This is a genomic window from Bacillus sp. JJ1127 (assembly GCF_036965845.1).
Taxonomy (GTDB): Bacteria; Bacillota; Bacilli; order Bacillales; family Bacillaceae_G; genus Bacillus_A.
The window spans coordinates 1-18294 of sequence record NZ_JBALQK010000025.1 but is presented as its reverse complement, the minus strand read 5'-3'; the positions used below and the strand labels follow the sequence as shown (position 1 = coordinate 18294).

The window sequence follows — 18294 nt, the reverse complement described above, 5'->3', positions numbered from 1 at the left end:
GATTCCCCCATAAACTGCTATTTTGAGTTTACAAAAGCAGCTCTATTTTTCCAGAAGTAGTCCCAGCCAGAAATAACTGTAAAGATTAGTGCAATCCATATGAAAATATCCGCAACCGGAATATGGATTAAGTTTAATGGTACATCGTGTAATAAATATGCTGAAATTGCAATAATTTGTGTCCATGTCTTAATCTTCCCTAGCATGTTAGCCGCAACAACTTCTCCAGTTCCAGCTAGCACAAGACGTAAGCCTGTTACAGCAAATTCACGACTAATGATTACAATAACAATCCACGCTGGTACATATTGCATTTCAACCAATGTAATAAGGGCTGCTGAAACAAGTAGCTTATCTGCTAATGGATCAAGAAACTTCCCTAAATTTGTTACAAGATTATACTTTCTTGCATAATGACCATCAATCCAATCCGTAGCTGAAGCAACAATAAAAATAAGCGCTCCTACTAAATGTTGAATTGGTAAATCTACATTTCCAATTGTATATGCACCCCAATCAAAAGGAGCCAGCATAATCACTAGAAAAATTGGAATTAAGCAGATTCGAGATATTGTAATTTTGTTTGGTAAATTCACAGCTATTCCTCCATCATGTCAAAAACATTTGTTCATTGAAAAAAGTCATCGAAGCGATGACTGTTATTGTGCAGGTTGCCCTGCCCCTAAGTTTTTAATCACCATTCTTTGGTGCATTGCCTCTTCGGTACTTATACCATAGTTGATAACTTTACCATTTACTTTAATTTCAATATTAGGCGCATTACCGATATTAAGCCGTACTTCTTTTTGAGCAGTTAAGTTTTGTGGTACTGTTTGCCCTGCTTCTAACGTAGCATTATAAAGTTCATTACCATTTTCATCTTTAATATCTACATAACTTGTTCCCTTTGCTGAAAGTTCCAATTGTAACTCTTTATTGTTCATTTCATATGTAGATACTTTTCCACTTGTCCCTACCAATTTTATTTCATCTTGTCCTGCTGGTGGTTGCTGTGCTTTTTGCTCATCTTTCTTTGGTTCTTCTTTTTTAGGTTCTTCCGTTTTTTTCTCTTCTTTCTTTTCATCTAACGGCGAACCCTTCGCTTTTTGCACTTCAATTTGTTCACTCTTATTTTGCGTTACTGATCCAGCATCTTTTGCAGTTAACCATTGAAAAATAAACCAAACCGCTACTCCTAATGCAATTACCAATAATGCAATTAAAATTTTCGGCATATGATCTGCGAATGGAAGCGATGTAGCTTTTTGCATTGTTTCCTGCGTTTTTTGACCTGTTGATACTTGTGGTACATCATGAGATTCAGATTGCGGTATTGTACTTTGATACTCTACAAGCAATTCCTCTCCGTTTAATCCAACAGCATCTGCATATTGTTTAATAAACGCACGTGCATAAAACGCACCTGGCAACATACTATAATTGCCCTCTTCAATTGTCGCTAAATAACGCTTTTGAATTTTTGTAATCTCATGTAGCTGATCGATAGACAAGCCTTTCGCTTCTCTTGCTTCCTTCAGCTTTTGTCCTAATTCCGTCACTGCTAACACCTCAATATTTCTTTAAAAGTCAAACATAGAGAAATTATTTTGCGTTCCTTGCTCAATTTCATCTACTAAATTATATTGAATTTCTTCATCATAATCGTTACGCAATTCAATAATATAATCAAAATCATCAAGTGTATATTCTGATTGACTCACAAATACATCCGGATGTTCCACAACCTTGGTTGCAGGTAATCTCATGATTTCACGCACAAGCTGCCAATGTCTTTCATTTGCACGCTTTGTTGAAACAATTCCATCTAATATAAAAATATTATCGTCGCTATACTCATCTTCAATCAGTTGACTGCGTACAGTTTGTTTAATGAGGGTTGATGATACAAACAGCCAACGCTTATTTGCACAAACACTTGCGGCGACAATAGATTCCGTTTTTCCAACGCGAGGCATCCCTCGTATCCCGATGAGCTTATGACCCTCTTTTTTCATTAATTCTGCCATAAAATCAACGAGTAATCCTAATTCATCACGTACAAATCGGAATGTTTTCTTATCATCTGCGTCCCGTTGTATGTACCTGCCGTGCCTAACTGCTAGCCTGTCCCGAAGCTTTGGCGGACGATATTTCGTTACCGTTATATTATCCATCGTATTTAAAATTGATTCAAGTCTAGAGATTTGCTCTTGATTATCACACATAAGCAAAAGTCCACGCCGAGCATTATCTACACCATTAATTGTGACGATATTAATGCCAAGCATACCGATTAACGAAGAAACGTCACCAAGCAAGCCAGGTCGGTTTTTATGTATTTCATATTCAAAATACCATTCAATCATTCAAGATCACTCCCCTTGCTTACTTTACACCTACGTACTATATTATATGATTTCACGTTAATAGGGAAGCTAAATGTACAACCAAATCAAGGTATTTTCAATACTAAAAAAAAAGAGAGGATATTCTCCTCTCTTTTTTTACTTATGTTGTACAAACTTCACCATTAAATTCGCGATTGTATGTTGCTCTTGTTCGTCAGCAACTTTCCAAAGCCCAGCTAATAGTTTTTCTTGATCATTACGTGCTTCTACTTCATTCGCCAGATAGTCACCAACGCGGAATGCCATATCTGAAACAGCTCCCCCATCAAGACCCTTTCCTTGCGCCTGCTCTAAACGCTCTCCTAAAAAGCTTTTCCACTGATCAAAGTTTTCTAATACTGACATATTTAAGCACCTCACTATTAAGTAATAGAATCATGCTTAATTTGTACAATTCCATGTTTTTTATGTATGTATTTTGCATTTTAACAATGCCATCCACCGTTTACTCCAATAATTTGCCCCGTTATATACGAAGCCCCTGGTGATACAAGGAAAGAAACTGTTTTTGCTACTTCCTCTGGACATCCAATTCTCCCAGTTGGAATCTCTTCTGCCATCCCATTCTTATCTTCCTCTGAAAATACACTTAGCATTTCTGTCTCAATTGCTCCTGGTGCCACTGCATTGACACGAATCCCACTTAAAGCCACTTCTTTAGCCAATGCTTTTGTATACGAATTTTGCGCACCTTTTACCATTGAATACAACACTTCACAAGACGCGCCCATTTGTCCCCAAATCGATGAAATAATAACAACGTTTCCACTTCTACGGTGAATCATTGATGGAATTGCAAGCGACAGTAGTTTATATACGCTTTTCACCTGTAATTCCACCATTTCATTTAACTGTTCATTTGTAACATCTGTCACTAAACCAAATATACTTTTTCCAGCCGCATATACAATTACATCAATCGGATGATGAATTTGTGCCCACAATTTTTCTGGTCCATCTGCAGCTGCTAAATTTGCTTGAACGGGAATCATTTCATCAAATTGGTTTTCTAGTTCTCTTACCTTTTCTTCGCCTTTGTTATAATGCACATATACTGTATAACCATCTTCATTTAACTGTTTTGAAATTGCAGAGCCAATTCCTCCGCTTCCTCCAGTCACTAACGCAAATTTTTTCATACTTTTCCTCTCTTATCCTTTCATCTATAAAGAAACTTTTTCAAATTACACATTCTTTCATACATCCCCAAACAAATAATACCCCCATCTTACGATTTAGCAATAGCTAAAAAGTTAGATGAGGGATAAAATGGCTGTAAATCCCCTGAACGCCAAGCAGTTCCCTTATTAAAATTCCCCTTTATTGTTTCGGCAAGACTTGGCAAATACTCATTCTTTCTTCAGATAAAAATACTTTTGCTGCTTCTTGTAAATCTTGAACAGTTAAATCCTCTAAAACGGAAAGAGCATCAAACAAGCTGGATTCATCAAATGCATATCGTGTAAATTGATTTGCAATATATTCAGGCGAGTTAAGCGATCGTAAAAAGCCGCCAATCTTCTTTTTCTTTACGCGCTCTAGCGCCTTTGCATCTAACTCATCATAATTGGTCTGTAATAAAATGCTTTTCAAACGATTTGCTAACTCATCAGGCCGCTTCGTATCACCACCAACCATCGCAAAACCAAAGTTACTTTCTTCTGTATAATCATAAGAGAACGTATCATCAATGAGTCCTTCATTATATAAAGACTCATAATGAGCTGACCCTTTCCCAAATAAATAATCTAAAAGTAATGTAATCGCAATCTCTTGTTTTAAAAGTTCTTGCCCTTTTTCTTTGAGCCCTGTCGCCTTTATACCGACTAAACATTTCGGTGTTTGAACAGGCATAGAAATAATTTTCTTTTTTTCATTTACCTCTTCCGGTTCACTCTCAAACGAACGTACAATCTCCGGTTGATTTTTATAATCTTTTTTCGCCTGATTTTCACGGATTAAATCCATTGTCTTTTCCGGATCGATAGCTCCAACAACAAATAACAACATATTGCTTGGATGGTAAAATGTTTCATAACACTCATACAATAAGTCTTTTGTAATTTTACTAATAGACTCAATTGTTCCCGCAATATCAATTTTAATTGGATGCTTGACAAATAAACTATCAATTAATCCAAAATATAAACGCCAATCAGGATTATCTTGATACATTTGAATTTCTTGACCAATAATTCCTTTCTCTTTTTCAACCGTTTTTTCAGAAAAATACGGTTCTTGGACAAAATTCAATAATGTATTTAAATTTTGCTCTACATTTGATGTACATGAAAAGAGATAAGCTGTTCTCGTAAAGGATGTAAAAGCATTTGCAGATGCCCCTTGTTTACTAAACAATTGAAATGCGTCATGATCTTCTTTTTCAAATAATTTATGTTCAAGGAAATGAGCGATCCCATCTGGTACCCGAGTCATTTCTTCTTTTCCAAGTGGAACAAATGTGTTATCGATGGAACCATACTTTGTTGTAAATGTCGCAAACGTTTTATTAAATCCTTGTTTCGGCAACATATATACGTTTAATCCATTAGGAAGTTTTTCGTAATAGAGCGTTTCTTTTAATTGTTCATAAACTATTTTCTCCATCTATTCTCCCTCCGTTCCGTGTAAAAAGTAAATTGTATCTAATTCAATGCCATTGGCAACCTTTACAATTTCTTCTTTCGTAACACGCTCAATGCCAGTTAACCATTCCTCTACTGGGCGCGTACGTTCTGCAATCACACCATGATAAAGCATTTCCACGAAACCACGCGGTGTATCAACTGCCTCTAAAATTTGATTTTGAATAACACTTTTTGTTTGATAAATTTCTTCTTCTGAAAAGTCACCACTTTGCATGGCCTTCATTTGCTCTTTTATAATCTCCACCGCTTTTTCATAATTTTTCGCTTCAATTCCAGACATAACAAAGAGAAGACCTTTATGACTTTCAAATCGTGATGCGGCATAATACGCTAAACTATTTTTTTCACGAACATTCACAAATAATTTTGAGTGTGAGAATCCACCAAATAAACCGTTAAACAATTGCAATGCAAAATAGTCTTCATCACGGTACGTAATATACGTACGATATCCAATATTTAATTTACTTTGCTTTAATTCTTGTTTTTCAACAATTTCTTTCTCTTCATTATTTCGTTTATGAAGAAGGACATTTTTTTCTTTTGGGGCACGCGGCGAGATTGAAAAATATTTACCAACAAGCTCGACCGCATTTTCTGAAATATCACCAATAATATAAAGATCCATTTCATCTTCTGCTAACACTTTTTGATAATACCGATACAAGCTTTCATTTGTAATAGAAGCAACGTTCTCTTTTTTCCCATTTGCACTTAATCGATATAGCTCTACTTTACACATTTCTTCTATTAATCGCTCGTTAGCATAACGCATTTTATCATCATATGTTGCTTCAATCCGTTGCAAGAGTGCTCGCTTTTCACTTTCTACAATAGAGTGTAAAAAGCTATCCCCTTCCGTCGCTGGATGTAACACAATATCAGACAACATAGAAAGCGCCTTTTCAAAAAGGGGCGGCGCGTCTTGTAAATACGTTTCATTGGCGATATCCACATAAATAGAGATGATGTGATCTTCTCCCTTTTTACTTACATCCACTGCTAAAGAAGAACCATATAATTCCTCTAAATATTGGCGAAGACGAATCACGGATGGTAACTTTTCTGTCGCACTTTGTAGGACGTATGGCAATAAAGCTCGCTCCGTCACCGTTTCTTCATTTAAAGGTGCTTTAAAGCGAAATACAAATGTATTTGTTTTATATTTGTCTGTAGGAATAATATGTACTCGCAAACCACCTAATTCATGCATTTGCTGTTCCATCAGTTTCATTTATAGCCCTCCTTTACGTATGTAGGAATATTCCTCTTCAATATACAGTTTTTAGAAATAAAAAATCAACTTTTCTCTCTTATCATCTTTATATCCTTTTCCTTCTAATCATTTCTTCATTAAAAAGCAGAAAATAAATTTCTGTATTAAGCATATTCTATGTAAAAAAGCCCGCACTAATGTGCGAGCTTTTTCTATACTTTTTAAACGATTACCTTTTTCCTTTTTCATACGGTGTTCCAAGTGCTTTTGGAGCTTCTGAACGTCCTACAAAACCGACAAGTGCTAAAATCGTGAACACATATGGTAATATTGCTAAGAAAACACTCGGAATTTCTTTTAATACAGGGATTGTACCACCAGTTACGCCTAGCGATTGTGCAAATCCAAAGAATAAAGCAGCTCCTAGTGCCCCAATTGGGTTCCATTTTCCAAAGATCATAGCAGCTAACGCTAAGAAACCTTGTCCCGTAATCGTTGCACCTGAGAAGTTGTTTGAGATTGACAGTGCAAAGACTGCACCACCTACTCCAGCAAACATCCCTGAAATACAAACAGCAATATAACGCATTTTATATACATTAATCCCCATTGTATCCGCAGCCATTGGATGTTCACCAACCGCACGAAGACGAAGACCAAACGGTGTTTTATAAATGATATACCAAACAACAAATGCTAAAATAATGGCAATATACGATGTTAATGGTACATTTGAGAAAAAGATTTTTCCGATAACCGGAATATCCGAAAGTCCTGGAACATCAATTTTTTCAATACGGTAGTGAATAAAATCAGTTTGTCCTTTACCAAAGATTTTCTTAATCGCAAAAACAGTTAAACCAAGAGATAAAAAGTTAATTGCTACTCCACTAACAACTTGATCCGCACGGAATGTAATCGATGCAACTGCATGAAGAAGTGCAAATAATCCGCTACCAATTGCTGCAAATATAAGTGCAATCCAAGGAGTCATAGCCCCCCAAGTATCCCCCATTAATAGCGTTGTAATAATACCAACAAATGCACCAAATAACATTAATCCTTCCAATGCGATATTTACAACACCAGAACGCTCACTAAATACGCCACCTAACGCTGTAAAGATTAGAGGTGCTGCCGTGTATAACGTACCCGTCACAAGAATGGCTAAAACATCTAGAAAGCTCATTTATTTCCCCTCCTTGCTCATGCGCGTAAGTGCCCAGCGTAAAATATAACTACAAGCAACAAAGAAAATAATACATGCAATGATTACATTAATTAACTCAGATGGTACATCCGCTTCAAAGTTCATTTGCGGCGCTGCACTTTTTAAACCTCCAAATAATAATGCAGCAAGTACAATACCAAATGGATTATTCCCTCCAAGAAGTGCTACCGCAATCCCGTCAAATCCAATTCCGGTAAACGTAGCCATTGCTGTCATACTTTGGAACGTCCCGAGCCCTTCCATTGCTCCACCAATTCCAGCAAATGCACCCGCAATTGTCATAGATAACACAACATTACGAGATACTTTCATACCAGCATATTGAGACGCTTGTTGGTTAAATCCAACTGATTTCAATTCATAACCTAAAGTTGTTCTATCTAATAAAAACCACATAAGAATCGTAACAAGAATTGCGACAACAATTCCCCAGTGAAGGCGAGAACCATCTGTTAAAGAAGCTAACCAATCTGAAGCTAATGACGCACTCGGCTGAATATCATATGTTTTGTCATTACCTTCATGTAAAAAGCGTTTAATGATGTCATATGTAACATATAGTGCAATGTAATTCATCATAATCGTTACAATAACTTCATTAACCTTAAATTTCCCTTTCAAATATCCTGGAATAAATCCCCATAGCCCACCAGCTATAGCTGCCACTAAAATAGACAATGGAATATGAAGAAAGGCAGGTAATGATACTGCATAACCAAACCAAACAGCAGCAAGCCAACCAACTAACAATTGTCCTTCTACCCCGATATTAAATAAACCGGTACGAAACGCAAATGCTACCGATAATCCCGCTAGAATAAGCGGTATCATTGTACGAAGTGTCTCTCCAATTGCACTAGGGCTTCCGAACATACCAGTCCAAAGTGCACCATATCCAACAATTGGATCATATCCACTAACTAACATAACAATGGCACCAACAAGCAAACCAAATATAACGGATAATATAGGAACTAAAATATTAATCGTTCGCTCCGTTAAAAACTTTTTAGCCATTTGTACTCACCTTCTCTTCCCCTGTTCCACCAGCCATTAAAAGACCTAATTGTTTTTCATTTGTCTCTTTTGTATTAACAATCGCAACAATTTTCCCTTCATAAATAACAGCAACGCGGTCACTCACATTTAAAATTTCATCGAGTTCTAAAGAAAGAAGAAGCACCGCTTTTCCCTTATCTCTCTGTTCAATTAATTTCTTATGAATAAATTCAATCGCACCTACATCTAAACCACGTGTTGGCTGCGCTGCAATTAATAAATCAGGATCACGATCTACTTCACGTGCAATAATTGCCTTTTGCTGGTTCCCACCAGATAATGCACGAGCTAATGTTTGCTCGCTAGGTGTACGTACATCAAACTGCTCAATCAGCTCTTTTGCTTTTTTCTTTATTTTACTAAAATTTAAAATCCCCTTATTTGAAAATGGTTTTTTATAATATGTTTGTAAAACCATATTATCTCTAACAGAAAAATCAAGAACGAGTCCATGTTTATGACGGTCTTCTGGAATATGACCGATTCCTTCTTCCGTAATCCGTCTAACCGGCCAATTTGTGATTTCTTTCCCATTAATTGCAATAGAACCTGACTCAACTTTTCGTAAACCAGTAATTGCCTCTATTAATTCACTTTGTCCATTCCCATCAATCCCTGCAATACCGACAATTTCTCCTGCACGAACAGTTAAGTCAAGGCCTTTTACAGCAGGTAATTGGCGTGCATCATGAACAACAAGATTTGCAATAGAAAGTACATCTTCCTTAGGCTTGGCATCTAATTTTTCTGTTTTAAAATTCACTTGACGTCCGACCATTAGTTCTGCCAGTTTATGTTCATCTGTATTTGCAACGTCAACCGTTCCGATTCCCTTTCCTTTACGAATAATCGTACAACGATCACAAACTTCCATAATTTCTTTTAACTTATGTGTAATAAGAATGATAGATTTTCCTTCTTGCACAAGCTTTTTCATAATTTGAATAAGCTCATGAATTTCTTGAGGAGTTAATACTGCCGTCGGTTCATCAAATATTAAAATTTCTGCTCCGCGATACAGCGTTTTCAAAATTTCAACACGTTGCTGCATACCAACCGAAATATCTTCAATTTTCGCATACGGATCTACAGCTAAACCATATTGTTCTGATAATTGTTGAATCTCTTTTGCAGCTTCATCAATAGCAATTTTCCCTTTTCTCTTCGGTTCATTTCCAAGAATAATATTCTCTGTAACTGTAAAATTATGAACAAGCATGAAATGTTGATGAACCATACCAATCCCGAAGTCATTTGCAATATTAGGGTTTGTAATTTTTACAGGTTTCCCTTTAATTTTAATTTCTCCTTGTTCTGGCTGATATAATCCAAAAAGAACGTTCATTAACGTTGACTTCCCTGCACCATTTTCTCCGAGTAAAGCATGTATTTCTCCCTGTTTTACTTGCAGCGTAATATTATCGTTCGCTACAATGCCTGGGAATACTTTTGTAATATTATTCATCTCAATTACGTATTCCATTTTGTTCCTCCTTTTAGCAGGGAACAGTCCCCAATTACACTCTATTAAAAGTAATTTTATATATACAAAGGTTAGTTCTAAGAACTAACCTTTGCTATTTCTCTATTATTTCTTAAGAGCAGCTTCGTATTCTTTGTACTCTTTATCAGTAGCAGGTACTTTAATTTCACCAGCAGTAATTTTCTTTTCAAACTCTTCTACTTTTGGTAAAATTTCTGGATTTACTTTTTTCACATTATCAGTTGTTTTCGCAATGCCAACACCTTCATCTTTTAAACCAAACGCTTCTACTTTTCCGCCTTCTAACTTACCATCTTTTGCTTCTTGTGCTACTTTTTCAACCGCAACATCAACGCGTTTTACCATAGAAGTTAGCGTTACGTTTTCAGGCATACCTTCTTGGTTTTGGTCACGGTCAACACCGATTACCCAAACATTTTCACCTTTCTTCTTACGGTTTTTCGCTTCAGTAAACACGCCGTTACCAGTACCACCAGCAGCATGGTAAATTACGTCTACTCCTTGTCCGTACATTGCTGATGCAAGTGCAGCACCTTTTTCAGGCTTATCAAATGCTTCTGCATATTCAGATACAATCTCAATATTTGGGTTAACAGCTTTAGCACCAGCTTTAAATCCATTCTCAAACTTACTAATTAAATCACTCTTCATTCCACCAACAAACCCAACTTTATTTGTTTTTGTTGACATCGCTGCTACTGCACCTACAAGGAATGATCCTTCATGATCCTTAAATGTAATACTTGTTACGTTCGGTTGTTTTACTACAGTATCTACAATTGCAAACTGTTGTTTTGGATTTTCTTTCGCAACCTCTTCAATTGCTTTTTCTAATTTATAACCAATACCAAAAGATAAATCATATTTATCTTTTGCAAATTTCTTTAAGTTCGGAATATAATCTGCTTCTTTTTCAGACTGAAGGTAACGATAGTTCGTCTTCTCTTTTAGCCCATTATCTTTACCGAATTTTTGTAAACCTTCCCAAGAAGATTGGTTAAATGATTTATCATCAACGCCCCCAACGTCTGTAACCATACCTACTTTAATGTTCTTGTCATCTTTTTTATCTCCACTTGCTTTATCCGAGTTACCACATGCACCTAACACTGTACTCGCTACTAACGTTAATGATAATAAAAGACCTGCTTTTTTCTTCATACTAGAAACCCCTCCTAAAATGATATATATATCCATTCATACGCTGCTGTCCCTTTCTTCTTGCTGTCACCTCCCTAAAAAGGAACTTTATTACATACGTTTTCTTAATACGTGGAAGCTAAATTTATCTGCTCTGAAATAATTAATAGAATATAAGATTGGTTCATCATTTTGATCATAGTGCATTTGCTTTAAAACGAGCAGTGCTGTTTCTGGCTCACATTGTAAGATTGGCGATATTTTCGGATGATAACCAATTGGTTCAATATGAGCGACCGCATATGTAATACGTTTGTGCGTGTTATTATGTATTACAGTAAGCAGCGATTCCTCATTGTAATCCGATAAATCAGGCAATATTTCTTTTGCCAATTTGTCAATACAATATACAACAGGTTCCCCATCTGCTGTACGAACACGCTCAATCATCACTGCTTCAAAGTCTTCTTCACTATTAAACTTTTCTTTTTCCTCTTCTGTTAAACTCGTAGTAGATGATGATAAAAAGACTGTTCCCGGTGTTTTCCCCACACTGGAAATCATATCTGTAATACTAGAAAGCTGTTCGATTCCTGAAGAAAATAACGGTTTCGCATTCACAAACGTACCCACACCATGTCTACGAATCACAACATTTTCTTCCTCTAAAATACGCAATGCTTCACGTAAAGTTGCTCTACTTACGCCGAGTTCTTTCGCTAAATCAAACTCTGAAGGCAACTTTTGTTTCTCTTTGTATGCCCCGCTTTTGATCTTCTCTTTAATATGATCGATCACCTGTAAATATAAGTGTCGACTATCGGATTTAACTGACATAAGACTCCCCCGCATTTCAATTATTCGACCTCTGATGTAAGACTTCTTTTCTCTTTTTTCAACCTACACACAGTTTAAATTTCGCAATACTAAAATAAATGAAACTTGCCGAATAAATGTTAATAATTTTTCAAGATGAAATTTTCTATCTTTATTTCATAAAAAAAACTTTGTACCACAACCATTCCTCATATAGAGAAAAAGTTCGGCACAAAGATCCCTTACATCCTTTGTTACACACTTTTCCCCTCATAGTCCAGCAATTCATGGTTGCCAGGTAGAAACTTATGGACCTTATCTCCAAGATTATATGAGGCAGTGATTCTTTTCGTGGTAATCTTACCACTTGCTCCCATATGTGTCAACATAATTCAACACTTTTCTACAACGAATATCGAACATTTTTCAAAAATAACATTAAAAGTATTCGTATTCTAAGAAACCACCCGGAATGTAAGCCCTTTCTTTCTTGATGACTATAGTATATAACAAAAACGTCATATAAAAAAGCCTAATTGCAAACAATTAGGCTTTTTTATTAAGAACTTTTTTCTTGTATATCTTTAATCAATACTTCTCTCGGTTTACTACCCTCATAAGGCCCAACTACACCATTCATCTCCATTGCATCAATTAAACGCGCCGCGCGTGTATATCCTACTCTAAATCTGCGTTGTAACATAGAAACTGAGGCTGTTTGCATTTCTACAACAAGTTGAACCGCTTCATCATACAATTCATCTTCAACTTCTTGTTTTGTTTCAGGGACATCTTGCGGGATCATATCTTCTTGATATTGCGCTTTTTGTTGCCCTATAACATACTCTACAACTCTTTCTACTTCATCATCTGATAAGAACGCCCCTTGCACACGAACTGGCTTCGATGCACCGATAGGTATAAATAGCATGTCTCCACGACCTAGTAACTTCTCAGCGCCACCACCGTCAAGGATTGTACGAGAGTCTGTTTGAGAAGATACAGCAAAAGCAATACGCGATGGAATATTCGCTTTAATAACACCTGTAATAACGTCAACTGACGGACGTTGCGTCGCGATAATTAAATGAATACCAGCTGCACGCGCCATCTGCGCTAAACGCATAATTGCATCTTCTACGTCTGAAGAAGCAACCATCATTAAATCAGCTAACTCGTCCACAATTACAACAATGTATGGAAGTTCTGGTTGCTTAGCTTCAGATTGGTCATTATGCTGTCTAACATACTCATTATACCCTTCAATATTACGCGTTCCACTATGAGCAAACAATTCATACCGACGTTCCATTTCACTCACAACTTTTTTCAATGCTTGTGAGGCTTTTTTCGGATCTGTTACCACAGGTGTTAATAAATGCGGAACACCATTATATACATTTAACTCTACCATCTTCGGATCAATCATCATTAATTTTACTTCATGTGGTTTTGCACGCATTAAAATACTAACAATAATCCCATTAATACATACACTTTTCCCACTGCCAGTCGCTCCAGCTACTAATAGATGGGGCATCTTATTTAAACGTGCTAACACGGCTTCACCAGTAATATCACGTCCAAGACCAATTAATAATTTTTCTTCTGGATGGTTGTTCGCTTTTGAATCAAGTACTTCTCTAAGCGTCACCATAGAAACCTCTGAATTTGGAACTTCAATTCCTACTGCTGATTTCCCAGGAATTGGTGCTTCAATTCGAATATCCTTGGCCGCTAAAGCCAGTGCCAAATCATCACTCAAACTAACAATTTTACTTACTTTCACTCCCATATCCGGATACACTTCATACTTCGTAACCGCAGGACCTCTATGTACTTTTGTTACTTTCGCTTTCACACCAAAGCTTTGGAATGTGCGTTCCAATTTACGAGCATTCTCATAAATTTCCGCATTTTCATTCGTAACTTGCTTATTCTTTGGAAATTTCAATATATCAAGAGAAGGAAGCTTATAATCTTTATTTTCCACATTGGAAAATTGCATTGGAGGCGCCTTTGTTTCCCCCTCTAAAGATTCAACTATCTTTTCGCCGCGTTTCTTTTTCGGTTGTTCTTGTGGTTGAGATGGAATTTCTTCTTCAACAAACGGCGAAGTAATTAAATCGTTTGGTCTCTCTTCTTCACTGCTTTTATCCTGCTCCTCACTTACCGGGTAATTCTCTGTGAAGTTTGAAATAATTGGCGGTCCGATTTCTATTTCTTCTACCGGATCGACAATCTCTTCTTGGGTATCAAGACGTTCACTCCGCGTACGCCTTGACGTTTTTTTCTTTTCCGTTTGTTCAGCTGCACGCTTAGATTTCCAATCTTTGTAGTCTCCTTGCATCACTTGAAACTGACTTCTAAGTATTCTTCCTACCGGAGCAAGTACTTCTCCAATATGTTTATTTGTAATACAGAGCACACCAAGAACAACTAAAATAATCCCAATAATATAGGCTCCTACTTCGTCAAATAAAAAATAACATGTCGCAAACATAAGAGCTCCAAACATGCCGCCACCTAAATGGACAGTATTTGGACTCTTTTTCATTTCTAGAAAGAATAAATCTTTTGTACTAACAATCACAGATGTATTTTCTACCGCTCCGTCTTTTGTAAGCAGGTTGAATAATGTGATATGACTAAACATTAATATCGCTGATACAATTAAATAAACACCTATTAACCGTTTGTTTAAAAGATTAGGCCATCCACGTTTTATCACAAATGCAATTGACAAAGCAATCACACCTAATACGCCAATTATGTACCATTCACCAAAGAAAAAGCGAAAAAATAACACAAACGATTTTCCTACAACACCTAGCTGTAAAATTGTAATGATTGAAAGTGCAAAAAGAGTCAACCCGACGATTTCGTAATACAAAGTCGGCTTTATCGTACGTCTTGCTTTTGCTTTCGTCCCTCTTTGCTTTTGTTTTGCCATTTCTTCACCCCGTGTTCTAAAATTAAATAAAACTTTCATTTACAAAATGATTTATTTATAAACCATTCCTTATATTCAGGTCTCGTTATCTTCTATTTTTACACTTCTTGTAAAATGCTAAATAAACAGAAGAAAGCAGCCTACTCATGGCTGCTCAACCGTCTTGTTTTTTATATTATACCATAGCTTTTAAACAAAATCCTGCTTTTTACTAAAAGGTTATTTTCTGTCCAGGCTCATATTGTAAGTAATGGGATGGATCCGTACTTAGCACGCGTACTATGGAATAGGATTGATTATTTTCTTCAGAAACAACCATCTCTACACCATTTACATTCACTATTTTTTGACTTTCACACTGCGAATAATCCGCCGGATAAATAACTTGCTCTGGCATAATTGTATATAAAATCATTGCAACAACTTCCCATCTTGTTTTCCATCCGCTTTCATATCTATTAATTCATTCAATTTTCGAATCGCATCTCCAATACCACCAACATCATCTATTAAACCATATTTCACTGCGTCTCCACCAATTACATTTGTTCCAATATCTCGCGTTAAATTCCCTTTTGCAAACATAAGCTCTTTAAAACGATCTTCCGTCACTTTTGAATGCTTTGTTACAAATCGTATAACCCGTTCCTGCATCTTATCTAGATACTCAAATGTTTGCGGAACACCAATAACAAGACCAGTTAAACGAATTGGATGAATCGTCATTGTTGCAGTTTCCGCAATATATGAATAATTCGTCGATACCGCAATCGGTACACCTATTGAATGCCCTCCACCTAAAACAAGGGATACAGTTGGTTTTGATAGTGAAGCTACCATTTCAGAAATCGCTAGTCCAGCCTCAACATCACCACCTACTGTATTCAACAATAAAAGTAAACCTTCAATTTTCGGATTTTGTTCAATTGCTACAATTTGCGGAATTACATGCTCATATTTCGTCGTCTTATTTTGCGGTGGAAGTTGAACATGCCCTTCTACCTGTCCAACAATTGTTAAACAATGAATACGTGATTCATTCATTTGCGGCACATTCGTTTGACCAAGCTGTTGAATTTTTTCTACTACTGATGCTTCCTTTGAATCCTCTTTCGGATCAGCTTCTTTTTCTTCATTTGTATAATGATCACGCTCTGTCATATCGCATCCCCTTTCACTCGTATACAACTATTATTTCTTAAGTTATAAATTTCATTCGATAGGGATAAAAAAGAAAAAACCACCTATAAAGGCGGCTTTCTTATACTTCCATAATAATTGGTAAAATCATTGGCTTTCTCTTCGTTTCTTCATATAGGAATTGTCCTAATAATTCACGAATATTTTGTTTTAACATAGACCATTCAATAGAATATTCTTTAATTGATTGTTCAACAATTGTACGTACAATATCTGTAGATCTTTCAATTAATGCTTCTGATTCGCGAACATATACAAAACCACGTGAAATAATTTCTGGACCAGAGATTATTTTTTTCTCATCTTTCCCAAGTGTTACAACAACAACTAAAATTCCATCTTGCGATAACATCTTGCGGTCACGTAGGACAATGTTACCAACATCCCCCACACCTAATCCATCAATGAGAACATTCCCTGCTTGTACTTTACCAGCTAGTTTTGCTTCTTCTCCTTCAAAAGCAATCACATCGCCTTTTTCCACGATGAAAATATTTTCTTTCAAAACACCTACATCTTCTGCTAAATACGCATGTGCTTTTTGCATACGGAATTCACCATGTACGGGTATAAAATATTTCGGCTTCATTAAATTTAACATCAATTTCAATTCTTCTTGACTACCATGACCAGAAACATGAACTTTTCTTTCACCATAATAGACAACTTCTGCACCAGCTCTGAATAGTAAATCAATAATTTTCGATACCGATATTTCATTTCCAGGAATTGGAGAAGCTGCAATAATAACTGTGTCTCCCTTACGGATTGAAATTTGCTTATGAGCTTGCTTCGCCATTCTTGAAAGAGCTGCCATTGGTTCCCCTTGACTACCAGTTGTTAAAATCGCCACCTTCTTCTCGGGGAAGTTATCTACCTCTTGCAATGAAATAATCATGCCATCTGGAACATCTAAATAACCAAGACGTCTTGCTATATCTACTACTTTCACCATACTACGACCTACTACTGCTACTTTACGCCCTGTTTCAACCGCTGCATCGAATACTTGTTGAATACGATGTACATTTGATGCAAAAGAAGCAACAATAATACGGCCTTCTGAACCATAAAATACTTTTGAAATTTCTATTCCAACCTCTTTTTCAGAACCGGTGTAACCAGGACGTTCAGCATTTGTACTATCAGATAATAAGCACAGAACGCCTTCATTTCCAATTTGCGCCATCTTTCCAAGATCGGCCCCACTGTTACCAATCGGTGTTTGGTCGAATTTAAAATCTCCAGTATATACGATAGCACCTTTTGATGTATGGAAGCACACACCAACAGAATCTGGAATACTATGTGTTGTACCAAAGAATGAAACCGTTGTCGTATTAAATTCCACTGTCGAATTCGCATCAATTGTTTTTAAATCCACACGACCCAGCATTCCTGCTTCACCAAGTTTTTCTTGGATAAGACCTACTGTTAACTTTGTCGCATACACTGGGATTGAAAGTTTACGCAGTACATAAACAATTCCACCAATGTGATCTTCATGACCATGTGTAATAAATAAACCTTTTACTCGCTCTTGATTTTCTACTAAATATGTAATGTCAGGGATGACGATGTCAATTCCAAACATTTCATCTCCCGGAAACATTAAGCCTGCATCTACAATAAAAATTTCGGAATCAATTTCGACACAATACATATTTTTTCCGATTTCACCTACTCCACCAAGAGCAAATACCTTTACAGAATCAATCTCTTTTCTCTTCATGTTGTTGCCTGGTTTAAAAATCTTGCAAACACTGATTTCACTAAAATTGTAGAGACACCAGGGAAACTCTACAACCACCATATATTCACCGTCCGAGACGAATGTCCTTACCGTTATGCGATATCATGTTCTTGTTCACTTTTTAAACCAGGTTTCACCTCTCTTTCATTATATAAATCAAATATCTTATGCGATATGATATGAAAATTCCGTTAAATTATAAATTTTTCCAATTTTGCTAAGCATACCCGTACTAAGCTACTTAGCCATATTATAACTGATACAAGAAATAGAACACAAGTTAAATTATGAGAAAGAGCGGGGAAGCCTACAAATCCGAAACGTTGATACAGTTATTTCAACGCCAAAAAAAAGGAGCTGTCCCAA

16 protein-coding genes and 1 riboswitch are annotated in these 18294 nt (G+C 36.4%); all 16 genes read right to left on the bottom strand.

The window, feature by feature from the left end; all coding sequences use genetic code 11:
• Positions 1-17: 17 nt before the first annotated feature.
• A complete protein-coding gene (pgsA, locus tag V7183_RS03440) occupies positions 18-596 on the bottom strand; it encodes a CDP-diacylglycerol--glycerol-3-phosphate 3-phosphatidyltransferase (protein ID WP_097895288.1) in 579 nt (192 codons plus the stop codon).
• Positions 597-659: 63 nt separating this feature from the next.
• Positions 660-1559 carry a helix-turn-helix domain-containing protein gene (locus V7183_RS03435; RefSeq protein ID WP_097895286.1) on the bottom strand — a complete coding sequence of 300 codons (900 nt, stop codon included), beginning with the start codon at positions 1557-1559 and terminating at the stop codon, positions 660-662.
• Positions 1560-1580: 21 nt separating this feature from the next.
• Positions 1581-2366, bottom strand: coding sequence for a DUF3388 domain-containing protein (locus V7183_RS03430; protein ID WP_012094875.1), 786 nt, complete (start codon positions 2364-2366; stop codon positions 1581-1583).
• Between the two features lie 138 nt (positions 2367-2504).
• The gene (locus V7183_RS03425) at positions 2505-2753 is read right to left on the bottom strand and encodes a DUF3243 domain-containing protein (RefSeq protein WP_097895285.1); all 249 of its coding nucleotides are present in this window, start codon (positions 2751-2753) and stop codon (positions 2505-2507) included.
• 80 nt (positions 2754-2833) lie between these two features.
• The gene (gene ymfI / locus V7183_RS03420; protein WP_097895283.1) at positions 2834-3547 is read right to left on the bottom strand and encodes an elongation factor P 5-aminopentanone reductase; all 714 of its coding nucleotides are present in this window, start codon (positions 3545-3547) and stop codon (positions 2834-2836) included.
• Positions 3548-3728: 181 nt separating this feature from the next.
• Positions 3729-5015 carry an EF-P 5-aminopentanol modification-associated protein YfmH gene (gene yfmH, locus V7183_RS03415; RefSeq protein ID WP_335358666.1) on the bottom strand — a complete coding sequence of 429 codons (1287 nt, stop codon included), beginning with the start codon at positions 5013-5015 and terminating at the stop codon, positions 3729-3731.
• Positions 5016-6290: an EF-P 5-aminopentanol modification-associated protein YfmF gene (gene yfmF, locus V7183_RS03410; RefSeq protein ID WP_335358665.1), complete on the bottom strand. Its 1275-nt coding sequence runs from the start codon at positions 6288-6290 to the stop codon at positions 5016-5018.
• Between the two features lie 211 nt (positions 6291-6501).
• Positions 6502-7461 carry an ABC transporter permease gene (locus V7183_RS03405; RefSeq protein WP_097895278.1) on the bottom strand — a complete coding sequence of 320 codons (960 nt, stop codon included), beginning with the start codon at positions 7459-7461 and terminating at the stop codon, positions 6502-6504.
• The gene (locus V7183_RS03400) at positions 7462-8520 is read right to left on the bottom strand and encodes an ABC transporter permease (RefSeq protein ID WP_335358664.1); all 1059 of its coding nucleotides are present in this window, start codon (positions 8518-8520) and stop codon (positions 7462-7464) included.
• Positions 8513-10045, bottom strand: coding sequence for an ABC transporter ATP-binding protein (locus tag V7183_RS03395; RefSeq protein WP_335358663.1), 1533 nt, complete (start codon positions 10043-10045; stop codon positions 8513-8515). Before V7183_RS03395 ends, V7183_RS03400 begins: the two co-directional genes overlap by 8 nt.
• Before the next feature lie 105 nt (positions 10046-10150).
• Positions 10151-11227, bottom strand: coding sequence for a BMP family lipoprotein (locus V7183_RS03390; RefSeq protein ID WP_097895272.1), 1077 nt, complete (start codon positions 11225-11227; stop codon positions 10151-10153).
• A gap of 90 nt (positions 11228-11317) precedes the next feature.
• Positions 11318-12043 (bottom strand): GntR family transcriptional regulator, encoded by a 726-nt coding sequence (locus V7183_RS03385; RefSeq protein WP_097895270.1) that lies wholly within the window; start codon positions 12041-12043, stop codon positions 11318-11320.
• 232 nt (positions 12044-12275) lie between these two features.
• Positions 12276-12377: riboswitch (purine riboswitch) on the bottom strand.
• A 204-nt stretch (positions 12378-12581) separates the two neighbouring features.
• Positions 12582-14975: a DNA translocase FtsK gene (locus V7183_RS03380; protein WP_335358662.1), complete on the bottom strand. Its 2394-nt coding sequence runs from the start codon at positions 14973-14975 to the stop codon at positions 12582-12584.
• A 211-nt stretch (positions 14976-15186) separates the two neighbouring features.
• Positions 15187-15390 carry a YlzJ-like family protein gene (locus V7183_RS03375; protein ID WP_097895266.1) on the bottom strand — a complete coding sequence of 68 codons (204 nt, stop codon included), beginning with the start codon at positions 15388-15390 and terminating at the stop codon, positions 15187-15189.
• A complete protein-coding gene (locus V7183_RS03370; protein ID WP_097895264.1) occupies positions 15387-16136 on the bottom strand; it encodes a ClpP family protease in 750 nt (249 codons plus the stop codon). Before V7183_RS03370 ends, V7183_RS03375 begins: the two co-directional genes overlap by 4 nt.
• A gap of 100 nt (positions 16137-16236) precedes the next feature.
• Positions 16237-17907: a ribonuclease J gene (locus V7183_RS03365; protein WP_097895263.1), complete on the bottom strand. Its 1671-nt coding sequence runs from the start codon at positions 17905-17907 to the stop codon at positions 16237-16239.
• Between the last annotated feature and the right edge of the window lie 387 nt (positions 17908-18294).